Genomic DNA, 16,517 nt, shown 5'->3' with positions numbered 1-16,517 from the left:
GGCCGCAAAGGGTCGTCAGGTGTCTCGTCCGGGCCGCCCGCCGGCCTTCGTGGCGCTGACGCGCGCGGTTTTCGGGCCGTATCCGCCAGCGCCCGGAGTGTGCACGCTGATCACTTCGCCGGCTCGAATTTCCCGCTCTCCAAGGGCGCTGTAGAGGATTTCCTCGCCTGTCGTTCCCGGATTGAGGATGAAGGTTCCGGGTTGTCCGTCCGCGCCGCCGGCAAGCCCCCTGGCGGGCACGGTCTGCCGCTCCGCCGCCAGGGTGACGCGCATGTCGGCGAGCGCGCGATAACTGCGAACGATCCCCGCGCCGCCGCGATACTGGCCCTCGCCGGCCGATGCCGGGTTGAGCGCATATTCTTCGATCAACAGCGGATAGGACTGCTCCAACGCCTCAACGGGCAGGTTGGAGGAGCCCGACGCATGGACGCGGATCGCGTCGACGCCGTCCTTGTAGGGCCGCGCGCCGAGCGCACCGGCATAGGTCTCGTAATTGACCCAGAACTGGCCCGGCTGATCCCGGTCGCCGGAAAAGATGATCTGGTGGTGCGGGCCGCAGCCGGCGAGCGCGCGCTCCGGCACGAGCTCCGAGATGGTCCGGGCGACGACGTCGCCGATGACGGCACATGGCAGGGCCCGCGCACCGACGGCCGCCCCGACATTGGGGTTGAGGACGCTGCCTTCGGGCGACGTAATGTGAATGGCGCGGAAATAGCCCGAATTGGCCGCAAGGCCGGGATCGAGCAGCATCTTGAGAACCGAGTAGATGGTGGAATGGAGCGCCCCGAGGGGCACGTTGCGCGCGCTCTGCAACTGCGCAGCGGACCCGGAGAAATCGAGAAAGATGTCGGTGCCGCGCTTTTCCAGCGTCAGGCGGATCGGCACCGGCCGGTCCGGCGCGTAGACATCCGGGTCGAGGAAATCCTCCACCGTCGCGGTACCGTCGGGAATGCCGGCGAGGACCGCACGAAACCGCGTCTCGGTGGCGTTCATGTAACTGGTCAGGGCGCCCAGCGTCGCCGCCGCGCCGAACTTGGCAACGCACTCCGTGACGCGCCGCGACCCGACCTGATTGGCCGCGATCTGGGCAAGGAGATCGCCGCGGCGTTCGTCGGGCGTGCGCGAATTCAGCGCGACGATCGACAGAATGTCCTCGACGAGTTCGCCCTGCCGCATCAGTTGGACGGTCGGAAACCGGATGCCTTCCTGGAAGATGGTCTTGCAGGCGATCGCCTCGCTGCCGGCCAGCATGCCGCCAACGTCGGCGTGGTGCGCGATGTTCGCAACGAAGGCGACGGGCGTGTCCTCAAAGAACACCGGCGCCATGACGTTGATGTCGGGGAGATGCTGGCCGCCGCCATTGTAGGGGTCGTTGGCCAGGAACATGTCGCCGGCCCGAAGCGTCTCCAGCGGCCGGGTCCTGACGAGTTCGCGGACCGATCCGATCATCGAGCCGAGGTGGATCGGAATGCGCGGCGCCTGGGCGAGCACTTCGCCGTCGAGCCCGAGGACGGCGGTGGAGAAATCGAAACGCTGCTTGATGTTGGGCGAATAGGCGGTGCGCGCCAGCGCGGTCCCCATCTCCTCGGCGGCGCCGAGGACCTGGTTGTAGATGACCTCCGTCATGATGGGGTCGATGGTTGCCGGCGGTGTCGCCGCCGTGGTCTCTGCCGCGCTCATTCGGCCTCCTCCAGAACCAGCACACCGCTGGGCAGCAGCGTGAACGACATGCCGGGCAGCACGAGCGTGCTGGTGTCCATCTGCTCGACGATCGCCGGGCCTTGCATCGCCGTTCCCGGGATCAGGCTGCTGCGCTGGTAGATCGGTGTGTCGACCCGGCCGTCGTGCTCGAACCACACCGACCTTGTGGCGGACGGGCGCCCGTCGCCGGCAGCAGAGAGATCTTCCGCCGGATAGCGGGGCTGCCGGCCGGTCGCGACGATCCGGATGGCGACCAGTTCGACCCGCTGCGCCCGCGCGGCATAGCCGTAATTCGCCTCATGGGCGTCGTGGAAGGCTTTCCTCAGGGCCGCCGCGACCACTTCGTCGATGGCGCCGAGGCCGATGTCGACCTGCAGCTCGGAATCCTGGCCGCCATAGCGGAAATCCCCCAGGCAGGCGAGTTCGAAGTCGTCGGGTGCCTTGCCCTCGCGTTGCCGCCACTCCTCGACCTCGGCCAGCACATCGTCGCGCAGGTCGGAGATCGCGCCGGAAGCCCCGTCGGCGACCGGGATCAGCCGCGTCCTGCTGAAGTCCGCCCGCTGCCGCGAATGCAAAAGGCCGTAGGCGCACAGCAGGCCGGGATTGGCCGGAACGAGCACCGTCTTGATGCCGAGTTCGCGGGCGACTTCGGCGGCCTGGGCCGGCCCGCCGCCGCCGGCCGCCAGCAGCGCGAAGTCGCGCGGGTCGTGGCCCCGTTCGACCGAGATGACGCGAATGGCCTGGACGATCTGGGCATTGGCGATCCGGATGACGCCGAATGCCGCTTCCGTCCTGCTGAGGCCCAACTTCCCGGCAAGGTCGGAAATGACGCCATCGGCGGCGTCCCAGTCGACCTTCAGCCGGCCACCGAGCAGGGTATCCGGATTGAGCCGGCCGAGCACCTCGTTGGCGTCCGAGACGGTCGGCATCGTGCCGCCGCGGCCGTAGCAGGCCGGCCCGGGCGTCGCGCCGGCGCTCTGCGGGCCGACCTTCAACAGGCCGGATGCATCGATCCAGGCGATGCTGCCACCGCCGGTTCCGACCGTATGCACGTCGACGGTCGGGGTCTTCACCGGCAGTCCGGCGATACGCTGGTCGAGGCGCAACTGCGACTGCCCGTCCTCGACCAGGCAGACGTCGGCGCTGGTTCCGCCGACATCGAGGGTGATGAAATCGTCCTGCTTTGCGGCCGCGGCAACGGCGACCGCGCCGATGACGCCGGCGGACGGCCCCGACAGGAAGGTGTTGATCGGCTTTTCCCGCGCCGCCGTCGCCGACATGGTGCCGCCGCTCGACTGCATGACCCGGAGGAAGGCCTTGCCGGAAATGTCGTGCACGCCCCCTTCGAGCTCGGCCAGATAGCGGTCCATGACCGGCAGCAGGCTGGCATTGACCACCGTGGAGCAGAACCGCTCGTACTCGCGGAACTCGTTCACCACTTCGGCCGACGTGCAGACATAGACGCCCGGCAGCCGGCGCCGCACCTCGTCCGCGATCCGCTCCTCGTGCCGGTTGCTTGCGTAGGCATGCAGGAAACAGACCGCCACCGCCTCGACGCCGGCCGTCTGGATCCACGGAATGAGCGCCTCGATTTCGGCCGCCGGCGGCGCCTTCAGGACATCGCCGTTGCGGTCCAGCCGCTCGTCGACCTCGAAACGGTCGCCGCGTGCGGCGATGGGATCGGGCTTGTCCCTGTCGATGTCCCACAGATCCGGCCGCCGCTGGCGGCCGATGTCGAGAACGTCGCGAAAGCCCTTCGTGGTGACCAGGGCGGTCCGGGCGTAGCGGCTCTGCAGCACCGCATTGGTCGCCACGGTGGTGCCGTGGGAAACGCCTTCCAGCCGTTCGGGTGAGGTGCCGCTCTGGGCCAGGATTTCGTGCAGGCCCAGCAAGGCCGCAAGGGCGGGATTGTCGTTGGTCGAGGGGAGCTTGTGAAGAAAGACACGACCATTGCGGGGGTCGAGCGCCACAACGTCCGTGAATGTTCCGCCGATGTCGATACCAACGAGCACGCCCGCTTCCTTTTCTTCGCCCAGGGACGCGGCAAGCAAGGCATATCAAGATTGACTAGTCAATAATAATCTTGATCATGCAATTGAGCGGCGACGGCGACAAACGGTGGAAATGCCCGGAACGGCGGTCGCCGCCGACCGGATGCGACCGCCGTTCTGCCCGAGCCGGAAAAGCGTGAAAAGTTGGGACGGATCGGAGCCGGGCGGACCATCATTCCGGGGTCGACCGCCCGCGTGCGACGCACCGCAATGCTCGGCACCGCGGCGAAAACAATCGCCCCGTCAGGCGCCGCTGGTGTACTGGAACCGGACGTCGTTGCGGTAGCAGGACTCGCCGTGCGTCAGCGGTTGGCCGTCGCCGTCGTAGAATGTGTACTCGCGCAGGACGAGCGGCGTGCCTGGACGGATGGCGAGAAGGCTTGCCTGCTTTTCCGATGCGGCCGTCGCCGTCAGCGTGCCGACGATCTTGTCCGGCTTCAGGCCCAGTTCGCGGCGCAGGATATCGATGAAGGCCGTCTCCTCCAGGGCGCGGACCGTGATGCCCCGGCCGAGGTCGCGCCGGATATGGCGGATTTCCAGGCTGATCGGGCGTCCGTCCGAGAGCCGCACCCGCTCAAGCCGGTAGACGTCTTCGTCGTCGTCCAGAGCGAGCGCCGTGCGCACCTTTTCGTTCGGCCGCGTCAGGTCGAACCGCAGGAACTTGTAGGAAACGACGGCGCCCTGGCGCGCAAGCTGTTCCTCGATCGACTGCACGCCGGAGGAGACCAGCGCGGCATCGACCATGCGTTCGGCGACGAACGAGCCACGGCCGGCCTTGCGCACCACCCGTCCCTCATGGACCAGTTGCTGGAACCCGCTGACGACGGTCGCGCGTGTCGTCTTGAATTGCTTGGCGAGCGTGTTTTCCGACGGTAGCTTGTCGCCGGGCTGGAGCTCGCCCGACTCCATCAGCTCCAGCAGGTGATTGCGGATCTGCTGGTAGAGCGGCACGGCGCGCCCGGCGCCGGAACCGGCGGCTTGGTTCGTCTCTGCCAAGGGAGACCCCCGTTTACCAGTCATTTCCAGACAATTGCATAGTCAATTGAAATCTGGCATTCGGCGGACGGCTTGTCAACCGCGCGATGCCTCCGTGCCGGTGCCTCAACGCGCGGGCCCATCCGCTTCGGCGAAGGCGCCGCGCAATGCGTCCCCGATGGTCGCGCGCGCATAGTCCTCGAACAGGTCGATCAGCCTGCTGCGCTGCCGGTAGGGCGGAAAGATCAGCCCCAGCGTCACCGGCAGCCGGGGCCAGACGGGGCGGATCGCGATGTCCATCCGGCCGGCCTCTTCCAGCGCGGCCATCGGGTTGATGATGCTCACCCCCAGCCCGGCACGCACCAGCGCGCAGGCCGAGGCGCCGAGATCCGTCTCCACCGCGATGGCCGGCTCCACCCCGTCGTCGCGAAAAAACGCATCCACCTGGCGGCGCAGGGAACTGCCGCTGGAAAAGGCGATGAACCGCTCCCCGGCGAGGTCCGCGGCGCCGATGGCCTCCCGCTCCGCCAGCGGATGTCCGACCGGCAGGACGCACACGCAATTGGACGTCGACACGGGCACCATGTCGAGGCCCGTTCCACCGCTTCCGTAGAGCATGACGAGACCGACGTCGCAGATGCCGGAGCCCACCCAGGTATCGACGGCGCTCGCCGTGCCCGAATGAATGGACACCATGACGTCGGGATAGTCGGTCTTGAGGGCCGCGACCGACTGCGTGAGCAGGCCTCCGGCAAGGCGCGGCATGGCGGCGACCCGAAGGCTCTCAGCCCGGAACGAGCGGATATCGTCGGCCGCGGTTTCGAGGTTTTTCAGTCCGACGAAGGCCTTTTCCACCTCCTCGAAGAACTTCGCGCCCTCCGCCGACGTGGCGATGCGCGTGCCGTTCCGGACGAACAGGGAAAAACCGGCGATCTCTTCCAGTTGGCCGATCAGCCGGCTGATCTGCGGCTGCGAGGTATGCAACTCCTCCGCGGCCCGGGTCATGGAACCTGTCATGACCACGGCCCGAAAGGTCTCGATATGCTGCAGTCCCATGCGTCTGGCGATCATCAACACCCCGCGGAGTTGGCGACATGCGCGCGAATGCCCGTCCTCTGCCCCTGCAGCCGGCGCCCGCCCGCCCTGGCGCGCGATCTATCATATCAAATATGTATGATACTGACCAACATTCGCATTTCCGATATGTAATCCGCCATGCGATCCTTGCCGCGTCGAAGGACGGCACGAGCGCGACGGCTGCGGGAGCTGCCGCGGTGCCCGAAGCGAATCCTCCGGGCGCCCGCAAGGACCCGGCAACCGCATGCGGAGATCAGTCGAGATGGTCGTTCACCCCCCCGCCGGGACGCAGGCCGGCAACCAGGTCATCGACCTGCGCAGCGACACCGTCACCAAACCCACCGAGGCCATGTATGAGCGCATGCGCAGCGCGCCCCTCGGCGACGACGGGCTCGACGGGGACCCGACGGCGCTCGATCTGGAACGGCGCACGGCCGACCTCCTCGGCAAGGAAGCCGGCGTCTTCGTGCCCACCTGCACCATGGCCAACCTGATCGCGGTACTGGTCCAGGCGCAGCGCGCCGACCAGATCCTGGTCGGGGACAACGCCCACATGCTCCGGATGGAGCGGGGCACCTCGGTCTTCACCGGCGTTTGCGTCAGGGCCGTCCCCGGGACGGCCGGGGCCATGGACCGCAACGCGGTCGCGGAGATCCTGACCGTCGACCGCGGCCGCATCGCGACCGCGCTGATCTGCCTGGAAACCTCGCACAACGCCGCCGGCGGCACCGTCCTGCCGTTGGCGCACATGCAGGCGATCCGCGAGCTGGCGAACGAGGACGGCATCAGGGTCCATGTCGACGGCGCCCGGATCTTCAATGCCGCGGTCGCGCTCGATATCGCCCCCGACCGGATTGCGTCCCATGCCGACACCGTCGCCATCTGCCTGTCCAAGGGACTGAGCGCGCCGGCCGGAGCCGTCCTGGCCGGCCCTGCCGAGACGATCCGGCAGGCGCGACAGATGCGCAAGCTGCTAGGCGGCACGCAGCGGCAGATCGGCGTCCTTGCGGCGGCGGGCATCGAGGCCATCGAGGTCATGCGACACCGGCTCGGCGAGGACCATGCCCGCGCCGCCCGCTTCAGCAAGGCCCTCAACGCGGCAGGGACCACGCTGAGGGCGAGCGCGCCTGAAACCAACATCGTCCAGGTCGACGTTTCGAAAACCGGCCGCACGAGCTTTGAATGGGTCGACGCCCTGACCGCCAACGGCGTTCTGACACGCACCGTCAATCCCGCCCTGCTCCGCTGCGTCACCCATCGCCATATCAGCGAGGACGATATCGACCGGGCCGCGGACGTCTTCCTGTCGCTCGCCGGCCGGGAGCGGGCCGCTTAGCGCGGGCCCCAAAAACAGAAACTGCAATTCCCGGCGGCCGGGTTGAAGCCGGCGGGAACGGCAAGTCGTATCCGGCAAATCCGAGGGACTTTGTGGTAGGCCCGGCAGGACTCGAACCTGCAACCAGACCGTTATGAGCGGTCGGCTCTAACCAATTGAGCTACGGGCCCACGCATCGCTTGGAGCGCCCGTCCCCTATAGCATGTGAGCCCGGCGCCGCAAGCCCGGGCCGAAGGGGCGGGTTGAGCCAGGTTGCCTCGGGCCGGTGCGTCGTGTCTCGGGCTTTAGGGAAGGTTCGGACGACCGCGCCGCTCAGGCCGGCGGGACGCACGGATCGGGGCCGCAGGCGACCTCGTGGATCTCCTGCAGGCCCGGAATGCCGCGCAAGGGATAGGCGCCGAGATAGCGCGTCGGATCGTCTTTCAGGCGGCCGGCGAAATCCTTCGACATCAGGATCTTGCGCTGCAGTTCGCCGCACAGGCTGGCGATCCGGCTCGCCGCGTTGACGTCGCGGCCGATCATGGTGAAGTCGAGCCGGTGGCCGGAGCCCACATTGCCATAGGCGACGCGGCCGAAATGCAGCGCCACGCCGACGGAAAAGCCGGGCTCGGCCTCGCCGCCGATCCGCGCCGCCCGCTTCTGCACGTCCTTGGCCGCCGCATAGGCCGCCTGGCAGGCATCGTCGCTCGCCCCTTCCTCGGCCGGGAACATGGCCAGCACCCCGTCGCCGATGAATTTCAGGATCTCCCCGCCCCGCTCCTCCACCGCGGGCACCACGCAGTCGTAATAGCGGTTGAGGAGCCCGGTGACGGCCTCGGCCGACATGTCGAGCGACAGGGTCGTGAAATGGCGCATGTCGGCGAAAAGGATCGCCGCGCGCACGCGCGTGACCTCGCCGCGATGGACATTGCCCTCCAGCACCCGCCGGTGCGGCTCGTCGCCGAGATAGATCCGCAAAAGATCGTCGAGCATGCGGTCGAGGGACAGGATCTCCGCCGCCGCCGCGACCGCCGGCGCCAGCATCGCGATGACCATCAGATCGTCGTCGGAAAAGCCGCCGGGATCGCGGGTCGCCAGCGTCAGCCCATTGGAAAGGCCGAAGCGGGAGGAAAACGGGATGCAGATATAGTGGGTGTAGCCGCCCGCCTTCAGCTCCGGCACGATGCCATAGGCGTCGTCGGGCGTATCGGCCAGCCACAGCATGACCCATTCGCCGGTGTCGTGGGCGGCCTTGTAGGGGCTGTTGTCGTAAGCCGGCGAGGGGCCGGGCGTATAGGCATAAGGGTTGACGGTTGCCTGCTGGCCGAGCTGCCAGTGAAAGCCGAGGCCGGCATATTCGGAATGCAGGAGCCGGATGGCGATCGCCGCCCGTTCTACGGGAAGGCCGGTGGCCCGGGCATGGGCGCACAGGCCCTCGATGAAGTCGGCGCCGTTGGTCGCCCGGCGGCCGTCGCCGAGCAGCCAGCCGATCGCGGCCTTGGTCTTCAGCCACCGCTCCTGGGGCAGCGGCTTGGTCTTGGTGAATTCCGGGGTCGGAAGATCGACAACGTTCACGGCGCGGGACATCCTGGCAGATGAGAAAAAGAAGCAACGGGCGCGGAAGAAGCGTCTTCCTCCGCGTCACGAACGGAATATGGTCCTTTGCCAGGAAATCGCCAGTCGCAATCCGTCACGCTTGGGTGATGGGCAGCCATGTCGTCGATGCGGGGACAAGGGCAATCGCGCCCCGGCCTCAGAAAGACGGCGCCCGGACGACGGGAATGCTGCCGGTCAGCGACCGCAGGAAGGCCGCGATATCGGAGACATCCGTTTGGGTAAGCGTGCGCCCGCGCGCAACGAACGGCCGCCCGCTTCGGTCGCGCACGATCGACGTCGTGCCGAACGGATCCCCCGCCGTCGGGCGGCCAAGCTGAGCCTCGGCCATGATCCGCACGGCGTCTTCGAGCGTGTCGACCGATCCGTTGTGGAAATAGGGCGCCGTCAGCGCCACGTTTCGCAAGGACGGCACCCGCCACACATCTGCCCCGTGGCGCCCCCCGTCCGCCGTCAGGTCGAAGCGCGCCAGCAGCGGGCCCGTCCGGAAGACGGGAAAAATCCGGTAGGGCGAGGAGCGCCGGTCGGCTGCAATCGTGAACCACGGATCGGCATGGCAGGTCCGGCAGCCGACGTCGTCGAAGAGAAACAGGCCGCGCTTCTGGCTTGCGCTGAGGGCGTCGTCGTCCCCCAGAACGAAGCTGTCATAGGGCGATGCGGGCGTCACCAGGGTGCGCTCGAAGGCGGCGATCGCGCGAACGATGCCCCCGGCGGTGGCGGGCGCGGACAGCGCCTCGGCGAAACGCGCCCGGTAGTCGGCGTCGCCGGAAACGATCGCCACCGCGCGCGCCATCGACGACAGGCCCATCTCCACCGGGTTGAGGAGCGGTCCAAGCGCCTGCTCCTCAAGCGAGGCGGCGCGCCCGTCCCAGAACAGGCGCCGGAGGAACCCGGCATTGAGGACCGTCGGCGCATTGCGCGCGCCCCTCGCTCCGGCAATACCGACGGCGGTTCGGCGCCCGTCATCGCCGCCGGCGGCGATGTCGTGGCAGGACGCGCAAGAGACCGTCCCGTCGGCGGAAAGCCGTTTGTCGAAGAAAAGCCTGCGCCCCAGATCGACCAGCGCCGCATCCGGCAGATCGGTGGTGCGCGGCAGGGCTTTCCAGGCCTTGTTGCGAACGGAGAACCGCATCGACGAAGTTCCCAAGGAAAGGCCGGGACCGGCCGAGCGTCCGTCCCGCCCCGCAGGCGCAGGGTCGATGGCGCGCGCGGCGGCCGCAACGGCGGCCAACGCGCCCGTCGGCTGCAGGGAGAGGAGCACCACGGCCTTGATCGACATGGCGAGAATGCCGAAGCCAAGGAGCGCAGCAAGCCCGATCCGGCCGGGCGATGCCACGCCGATGCGCCGGGAAAGCTCGCCGGACACGAGAAACAGCACGCCAAGGCCGCAAACGGCCAGGAGCGGCAAAAGCAATGCGACGGTCACGGACGCGGCTCCTGTCGATAGGAAACGAAAGCCCTCGCGACATAGCGGAGACGACCGAAGCGTTCTGTAGCTTTGGTTACGGAGAAGATGTCATGCGCGGGGATTTTCCCGAGCTATTGCTACAGAAGTTCCCGCCATCCTTGCGGAACAAACAAGGAACCTGATATTATCCCCGTGTTGACCGCGACGAGTCGCGATCCGTAACCGATAGGACTGGTCCAATGGCCAAATCAGGCGGCAGCGGTAAGAACTACCGCAGTGCGAAATCAGGTCAGTTTGTGACGAAGAAATTTGCGAATTCCCATCCCGTAACCACGCTGGGGGAAACGCGTGGCGGCGGAAGCACCGGCGGCACGCACCGGAGTTCCAGAACAGGAAAATTCGTCACGGACGGGTACGCAAAAAAGCACCCGTCCACGACGATCAAGGATAGCTAAGCCTAGCTATCCAGGAAGCTCCGCAGCTTCCGCGACCGGCTCGGGTGCTTCAGCTTCCTCAGCGCCTTGGCCTCGATCTGGCGGATGCGCTCGCGGGTGACGGAAAACTGCTGGCCGACCTCTTCCAGGGTGTGGTCGGTGTTCATGCCGATGCCGAAGCGCATCCTGAGCACGCGTTCCTCGCGCGGCGTCAGGGAGGCGAGCACGCGGGTCGTCGTCTCGCGCAGGTTCGACTGGATCGCCGCATCGATCGGCAGCACCGCGTTCTTGTCCTCGATGAAGTCGCCGAGATGAGAGTCTTCCTCGTCGCCGATCGGGGTCTCAAGGCTGATCGGCTCCTTGGCGATCTTCAGCACCTTGCGGACCTTTTCCAGCGGCATCGCCAGCTTTTCGGCCAGTTCCTCCGGCGTCGGCTCGCGGCCGATCTCGTGCAGCATCTGGCGCGAGGTGCGGACGATCTTGTTGATCGTCTCGATCATATGCACCGGGATGCGGATCGTGCGGGCCTGGTCGGCGATCGAGCGGGTGATCGCCTGCCGGATCCACCAGGTGGCGTAGGTGGAGAACTTGTAGCCGCGGCGGTACTCGAACTTGTCGACCGCCTTCATCAGGCCGATGTTGCCCTCCTGGATCAGGTCCAGGAACTGCAGGCCGCGGTTGGTGTATTTCTTGGCGATCGAGATGACCAGCCTGAGGTTCGCCTCGACCATCTCCTTCTTGGCCTGGCGCGCCTCGCGCTCGCCCTTTTGCACCATATGGACGATGCGGCGGAACTCGGTGATCTCAAGGCCGGTCTCGGTGGCCAGATTCTGGATCGCCTGGCGTAGTTCGCGGATCGTCTCGCGCTCGTTGGCGACGAATTCCTTCCAGCCGCGCGAGCCGAGATTGGCGACCCGGCGGATCCAGTTCGGATCGAGCTCAAAGCCCTGGTACTGCTTGAGGAAGTCGTCGCGGCCCGTGCCGTAGCTCTCGGCAAGGCGCAACAGACGGCCCTCATACCCCATCAGACGGCGGTTGATGTCGTAGAGCTGGGCGACCAGCGAATCGATGCGGTTCTGGTTGAGGGAGAGACTTTTCACCTCCTGGATGATGTCTTCCTTCAGGCGCTTGTACCGGCGCTCCTGGCTCGGCGACAGGGTCTGGTTCTTCAGCCGGTTCTCGACGAGCTGGTCCTGCAGCTTGCGGAGCTTCTTGTAGTTCTCGGCAATGAGGTCGAAGGTCTCCAGAACCTTCGGCTTCAGCTCCGCCTCCATGGCCGCCAGCGAGATGTTGGCCTCGAAATCGTCGTCGTCGTCGCCGTCGTCGTCGCCGCTTTCCTCCGCCTCGTCGGCGTCCTTGCTGTCGTCGGCCTTCTTGATCGCCTCCTCGCTGGAGGCCTCTCGCGGCGTGGCGACCGCGGTGGCGCTCTCGTCCTCGCTGTCCTCGCCGCTGTCGCTATCGCTCTTGCTGCCCGGATCGGCGTAGGTTGCCTCAAGGTCGATGATGTCGCGCAGGAGGATCTGCGCCTCGTTGAGCTGGTCGCGCCAGATGATGATCGCCTGGAAGGTCAGCGGGCTTTCGCAAAGCCCCGCGATCATCGCCTCACGGCCGGCCTCGATGCGCTTGGCGATGGCGATCTCGCCCTCGCGGGACAGCAGCTCCACCGAGCCCATCTCGCGCAGATACATGCGCACCGGGTCGTCGGTGCGGTCGGCCGGCTCGCGGGTCGTCGTGGTCTTGGCGACTGCGGTGGAGGAGGCCGTGGCGTCGACGAGATCGCCGCCCGCGTTCTCCTTCGCGGCTTCCTCGTTTTCCTCCGCCTCTTCGGACTCGATCACATTGATGCCCATATCCGAGAGCATCGACATGGTGTCCTCGATCTGCTCGGAGGTGACCTCTTCGGACGGCAGCACCTCGTTGAGCTGGTCGTAGGTGACGTAGCCGCGCTTCTTGGCCTGCTTGATCATCCGCTTGACCGCGGCGTCGGACAGGTCGAGGAGCGGTCCGTCGTGGCCCTCGGTCGGGGTCTCCTGGGTCTCTTCGGATTCGGTCTTGGTGGCCATGGTCGTCTTGCCTCGCTTGCGCGCTTCAACTGTCGGCGCCGGCGGCCGGACGCCCGCATGCGGCGGGAGCCCGGCGGGCGCGCATTAGGATCGTCTCGAAGTCCTGGTGGTCGCGGTCTGGTCCGTCGTCGGCACGGTGATATCGGTGTCTGCGGCAGAGGCGAAAGGGCGCGACAGGGCCGCGAACGGCAGAACACCGCCCGCCGGGCGACAGCACGTCCCTCCCCGGCCGCGCGTCATTTCGTCTCGCCCCGAATGCATGTGTCGTGTTGCGCCCACGCCAAAAATCTCGTCGTCGGTAAACGGTAGAGGAACTCTCTTAACTCCCGTTTAACCGAAATTTCTTTGCCGCATGAGGGTCAAAAAAACTGTCATACGGTGTCGGGCGACAAAAGAAAACCGTTGCCGGTCCCTTTCGGCCTCGCGATCCGGATTGTCGAGCGGGTCTGAGATGCTTTCGTCGCCGATGCGTTGGGCGCTGATCCTCCGCTCGACCGTGTTATGTAATGCGGGTGGGCCATTGCGCAAGGTCGATTCGCGCCAGACGGCGAAGTTATTCGGGAGACTCGCGAATTTGGCCCCGGCGAGTCGTCCGGATGCTGCCGTCAGACGGCCGTGCGATCAGCCGCCTCGCCGCCCGTCGCCGTCTCGAATTCCAGCCGGATGATCCGTGCCGCCTCAGCCAGGTCGCGCTCCCGGCGGGCGACCTCCTCGGAGCGCCGGTTGACCTCCCGTGACAACTCCAGGATCCGCCCCTCCGTCGCCGGATCGATATCGCCGTCGGCGGTCGCCACCTCGTGGTTGAGCTCGTTGCGCATGGACCTCAGTTCCAGATGGTCGAGCAACAGTTCCAGGTAGGAATCGACGAAGTGCTCCGGCGGATGGAATTTAAGGATCGGCTGGTCGGCCCATAGGCTGCGCCGCCGTTCTGCATTATCGCGGACCCGCGAGAGCACGCTGGCATGCACCTCGTGCAGGACGTCGAAGAATTTCGGGTCGAGGTCTTCATAAAGCGCCGAGACCGCGTCGCTGTCCCGGTCGATGACGACCCGGTGCAGCTCCTCCTTGAAGCTGTCGAAATCGCCGCTGACGAAGGGGATCGCCTGCAGCCGCTCATAGTGCTGCTCGAAAAGCTGCGGAAAGGAGACGCAAAGGCCGAGAACGGCGCGCTCCAGCGTCGTCGCCTCTTCGACCTTGAAACCGGGCACCCTGGTGAGTGCCGGCGTCTCGTCGCCGTCCCGGCCCGCCCGCCGCGGCCGGCTGTCGCGCCGGCCGGACGCTCCCCGCGTCTGCTGCCAGAACAGCTCCGACAGCCGCACCCGGTAAGCCTGGCGATAGCGCCGCGAGACGAGACCGTCGGCTATCGTCGCGACCAGATCCTCGATGCGCTTTTCCAGCGCCGCCTTGCGCTCCGGCGTGTCGATCCGCGCCGTCGTCGTCTCGCGCTCCCAAAGAACGTCGAACAACGGCAGCGCTTTTTGGAGTTCCCCCATCAGGGCCTCGCGGCCGCCCTTGGCGACGAGGTCGTCCGGGTCCATGCCCGGCGGCAGGAAGGCAAAGTTGAAGGAGAGCCCGCTCTTCAGAAGCGGCAGGATGCGGTCGATGGACCGGTGGGCGGCGGCCGTGCCCGCGGCATCGCCATCGAAACAGACGACGGGTTCGGACGCCAGCCGCCATAGCCGCGTCATCTGCTCCTCGGTAAACGCCGTGCCGAGGGTCGCCACGACAGAGGAAATGCCGGACTGATAGACGGCGATGGCGTCGAGATAACCTTCGACGACGACGACGGAGCCGGTGTCGTGGGCCGGCTTGCGCGCCCGGTGCAGGTTGAAGAGCACGGCGCTCTTGTAGAACAGCGGCGTTTCCGGCGAGTTGAGATATTTCGGCTCGCGGTGCGGGTCGATGGTCCGTCCACCGAAGGCGACGACCCGGCCCCGCTCGTCCTCGATCGGCACGATCAGACGGTTGCGGAACCGGTCGTAGCTCTCGCGCCCGTCCTCCGGCTTCAGGATCAGCCCGGCCTCGATCATCGAGGCCTCATCGATTCCCTGCGCCAGCAGGTGCTTCTTCAGCCCGTCGCGCGCGTCCGGCGCATAGCCGATGCGGAACTCGGAAATGGTCTCCTTCCTGAGCCGGCGCCTGGCGACGTAGTCCCGCGCGGCTTGCGAACTCGGCAGCCGCAGCATCTCCTCAAAATAGCGGCAGGCGAGCTCGACCACCTCGCCGAGGCTCTTGCGCCGAGCCTCGCGCTTTTCAGCCTGCGGGTCCGGTGCGGGCATCGGCACCCCGGCCTGGCCGGCCAGCCGCTCCACGGCTTCCGGAAAGCTGACCCCCTCGGTCTCCACCAGGAAGCGGAAATGGTCGCCGGAAGCGCCGCAGGAAAAGCAGTGATAGCGGCCGCGCCGGTCGTCGGCATGGAAGCTCGGCGTCTTTTCCTGATGAAACGGGCAGCACGCCCAGAAGTCGCCCTTGGCCGGCTGCGACTTGCGCCGGTCCCAGGCAACGCGCGGCGCAACGACCTCCGAGATCGGCAGCCGAGCGCGGATTTCATCGAGAAAGGAGGTGGTGAACCGCATGGCGGCGACTATAGGCCAATGCGGGAACGGGCGTCATCGGAGATCGGCGCTGGGCAGCACGAAAAATGTTGACAAGCGCAATAATATTGTATATACAAAACGTATATTTTATAGATTCCGAGAGCAACTAAAATGAGATTTTTGGAGAGCCAAGAATTTCCAGAATTTGAGTGGAATGAGCGCAAAAGCGAATCCAATCTGGAAAAGCACGGCTTCGATTTTGACGATGCGATCTCGGTATTCGAGCAACCGCACCTCGTTGATCCTTGCGATTTTCCCGACGAAGAACGCCTCCTTGCTATCGGCCTTCTCGAGGGGGTGGAGATCGCTGTCATCTACACCATCCGCAACCAAAACTGTCGTGTGATCTCGGCACGAAGGGCACGAAAAAATGAACGACGAGCATATCATCAGGCGATCCGCTGGCTCGAAGGTGAAGGGCAAGACCGATTGGGAACGGGTCAAAAACCTGACCGATGAGGAGATCGAGCGCGCCGCCCGCGAGGATCCCGACTGGGAGGGGCTGCTCGACATAGACTGGTCGAAGGCCGTGCTGGTCGTCCCGGCGCCCAAGAAGGCGGTGTCCATCCGCCTCGACGCCGATGTGCTCGATTTCTTCAAGCAGGAGGGACGCGGCTATCAGACCCGCATCAATCAGGTGCTGCGCTCCTATATGGAGCATCGCAAGAACGAGGCCGAGGACGCCTGACCGGGCGCCCTCCCCTCACCAAACCTACTGAAGCTGTTCCTTGACGATGCCGCTGGCCTTGGAAAAGTCCATCTGGCCGGGATAGCGCTCCTTCAGGGCCGACATGGTCTTGCCCATGTCGCGCAATCCGCTCGCGCCGATCTCCGCGATCACCCCGGCGCAGACGGCGCGGGTCTCCTCCTCGGAGAGCTGGCGCGGCAGGAACTCGGAGATGATCTCGATTTCCTCGCGCTCTTCCTCGGACAGTTCCAGCCGCCCCGCTTCCTCATAGATGCGGGCGGACTCCTCGCGCTGTTTCACCATCTTGGCGAGGATCTGCAGGATCTCGTCGTCGCCGACGGCATCCTTGCCCTGGCTGCGGGCGGCAATATCGCGATCCTTGATCGCAGCACTGATGAGCCGCAGCGTCGCGACCCGTCGCTTCTGCTGCGATTTCATCGCATCCTTCAACGCAGCCTGAATGGCTTCTCTCATGACCCACCTCGGGATGTCGTGGACCGAGTTTTGGAAATTACACCGAAAAACCCCGTCCTGGCAAGCTTCCCCTGGATTAACTGTTTGATTTATATACAGCTTTTATTTTTCGCGCCTATT

The 16,517-nt window shown here is 66.0% G+C and carries 13 protein-coding genes and 1 tRNA gene; 4 read left to right on the top strand and 10 right to left on the bottom strand.

Annotation, left to right across the window (positions count from 1 at the left end; genetic code table 11):
- Positions 1 to 15 precede the first annotated feature (15 nt).
- The 4 genes from CH339_RS00930 to CH339_RS00915 form a co-directional block, all read right to left on the bottom strand.
- On the bottom strand, positions 16 to 1,680 hold the full coding sequence (locus CH339_RS00930; RefSeq protein ID WP_111432379.1) for a hydantoinase B/oxoprolinase family protein: 1,665 nt from the start codon (positions 1,678 to 1,680) through the stop codon (positions 16 to 18).
- Entirely contained in the window at positions 1,677 to 3,713 is a 2,037-nt protein-coding gene (locus CH339_RS00925) for a hydantoinase/oxoprolinase family protein (protein WP_170138340.1), read from the bottom strand. Before CH339_RS00925 ends, CH339_RS00930 begins: the two co-directional genes overlap by 4 nt.
- A gap of 282 nt (positions 3,714 to 3,995) precedes the next feature.
- Entirely contained in the window at positions 3,996 to 4,748 is a 753-nt protein-coding gene (locus tag CH339_RS00920; RefSeq protein ID WP_170138339.1) for a GntR family transcriptional regulator, read from the bottom strand.
- A 105-nt stretch (positions 4,749 to 4,853) separates the two neighbouring features.
- Positions 4,854 to 5,798, bottom strand: coding sequence for a LysR substrate-binding domain-containing protein (locus tag CH339_RS00915; protein WP_184443205.1), 945 nt, complete (start codon positions 5,796 to 5,798; stop codon positions 4,854 to 4,856).
- 250 nt (positions 5,799 to 6,048) lie between these two features.
- Here CH339_RS00915 and CH339_RS00910 point away from each other — a divergent pair, with 250 nt between their 5' ends.
- A complete protein-coding gene (locus tag CH339_RS00910) occupies positions 6,049 to 7,140 on the top strand; it encodes a GntG family PLP-dependent aldolase (RefSeq protein WP_245408086.1) in 1,092 nt (363 codons plus the stop codon).
- A 93-nt stretch (positions 7,141 to 7,233) separates the two neighbouring features.
- Here CH339_RS00910 and CH339_RS00905 read toward each other — a convergent pair.
- From CH339_RS00905 to CH339_RS00895, 3 genes are all read right to left on the bottom strand, one after another.
- Positions 7,234 to 7,310, bottom strand: a tRNA-Ile gene (locus CH339_RS00905).
- A gap of 142 nt (positions 7,311 to 7,452) precedes the next feature.
- On the bottom strand, positions 7,453 to 8,694 hold the full coding sequence (locus CH339_RS00900) for an adenylate/guanylate cyclase domain-containing protein (protein WP_170138338.1): 1,242 nt from the start codon (positions 8,692 to 8,694) through the stop codon (positions 7,453 to 7,455).
- Between the two features lie 178 nt (positions 8,695 to 8,872).
- Positions 8,873 to 10,159, bottom strand: a complete 1,287-nt coding sequence (locus CH339_RS00895; RefSeq protein ID WP_146610087.1) for a cytochrome-c peroxidase — start codon at positions 10,157 to 10,159, stop codon at positions 8,873 to 8,875.
- Between the two features lie 221 nt (positions 10,160 to 10,380).
- Between CH339_RS00895 and CH339_RS00890 the strand changes: the two genes are divergently transcribed.
- Positions 10,381 to 10,596, top strand: a complete 216-nt coding sequence (locus tag CH339_RS00890; RefSeq protein WP_111432373.1) for a hypothetical protein — start codon at positions 10,381 to 10,383, stop codon at positions 10,594 to 10,596.
- 2 nt (positions 10,597 to 10,598) lie between these two features.
- On the opposite strand, the gene rpoD is transcribed toward CH339_RS00890, so the two are convergent.
- On the bottom strand, positions 10,599 to 12,638 hold the full coding sequence (gene rpoD, locus CH339_RS00885) for an RNA polymerase sigma factor RpoD (RefSeq protein WP_111432372.1): 2,040 nt from the start codon (positions 12,636 to 12,638) through the stop codon (positions 10,599 to 10,601).
- A gap of 605 nt (positions 12,639 to 13,243) precedes the next feature.
- Positions 13,244 to 15,214 carry a DNA primase gene (gene dnaG / locus CH339_RS00880; RefSeq protein WP_111432371.1) on the bottom strand — a complete coding sequence of 657 codons (1,971 nt, stop codon included), beginning with the start codon at positions 15,212 to 15,214 and terminating at the stop codon, positions 13,244 to 13,246.
- A 132-nt stretch (positions 15,215 to 15,346) separates the two neighbouring features.
- Here dnaG and CH339_RS00875 point away from each other — a divergent pair, with 132 nt between their 5' ends.
- Together CH339_RS00875 and CH339_RS00870 are read left to right on the top strand one after the other, a co-directional pair.
- Entirely contained in the window at positions 15,347 to 15,694 is a 348-nt protein-coding gene (locus tag CH339_RS00875; protein WP_111432370.1) for a BrnT family toxin, read from the top strand.
- Positions 15,648 to 15,923, top strand: coding sequence for a BrnA antitoxin family protein (locus tag CH339_RS00870; protein WP_245408085.1), 276 nt, complete (start codon positions 15,648 to 15,650; stop codon positions 15,921 to 15,923). Before CH339_RS00875 ends, CH339_RS00870 begins: the two co-directional genes overlap by 47 nt.
- Before the next feature lie 24 nt (positions 15,924 to 15,947).
- Here CH339_RS00870 and CH339_RS00865 read toward each other — a convergent pair whose 3' ends face one another.
- Positions 15,948 to 16,397: a GatB/YqeY domain-containing protein gene (locus CH339_RS00865; protein WP_111432368.1), complete on the bottom strand. Its 450-nt coding sequence runs from the start codon at positions 16,395 to 16,397 to the stop codon at positions 15,948 to 15,950.
- Positions 16,398 to 16,517 lie beyond the last annotated feature (120 nt).

The organism is Rhodobium orientis (genome assembly GCF_003258835.1).
In the GTDB taxonomy this organism is placed as follows: Bacteria; Pseudomonadota; Alphaproteobacteria; order Rhizobiales; family Rhodobiaceae; genus Rhodobium; species Rhodobium orientis.
Note: the sequence above shows the minus strand (reverse complement) of the source record. Positions and strands in the feature narration are given on the sequence as shown.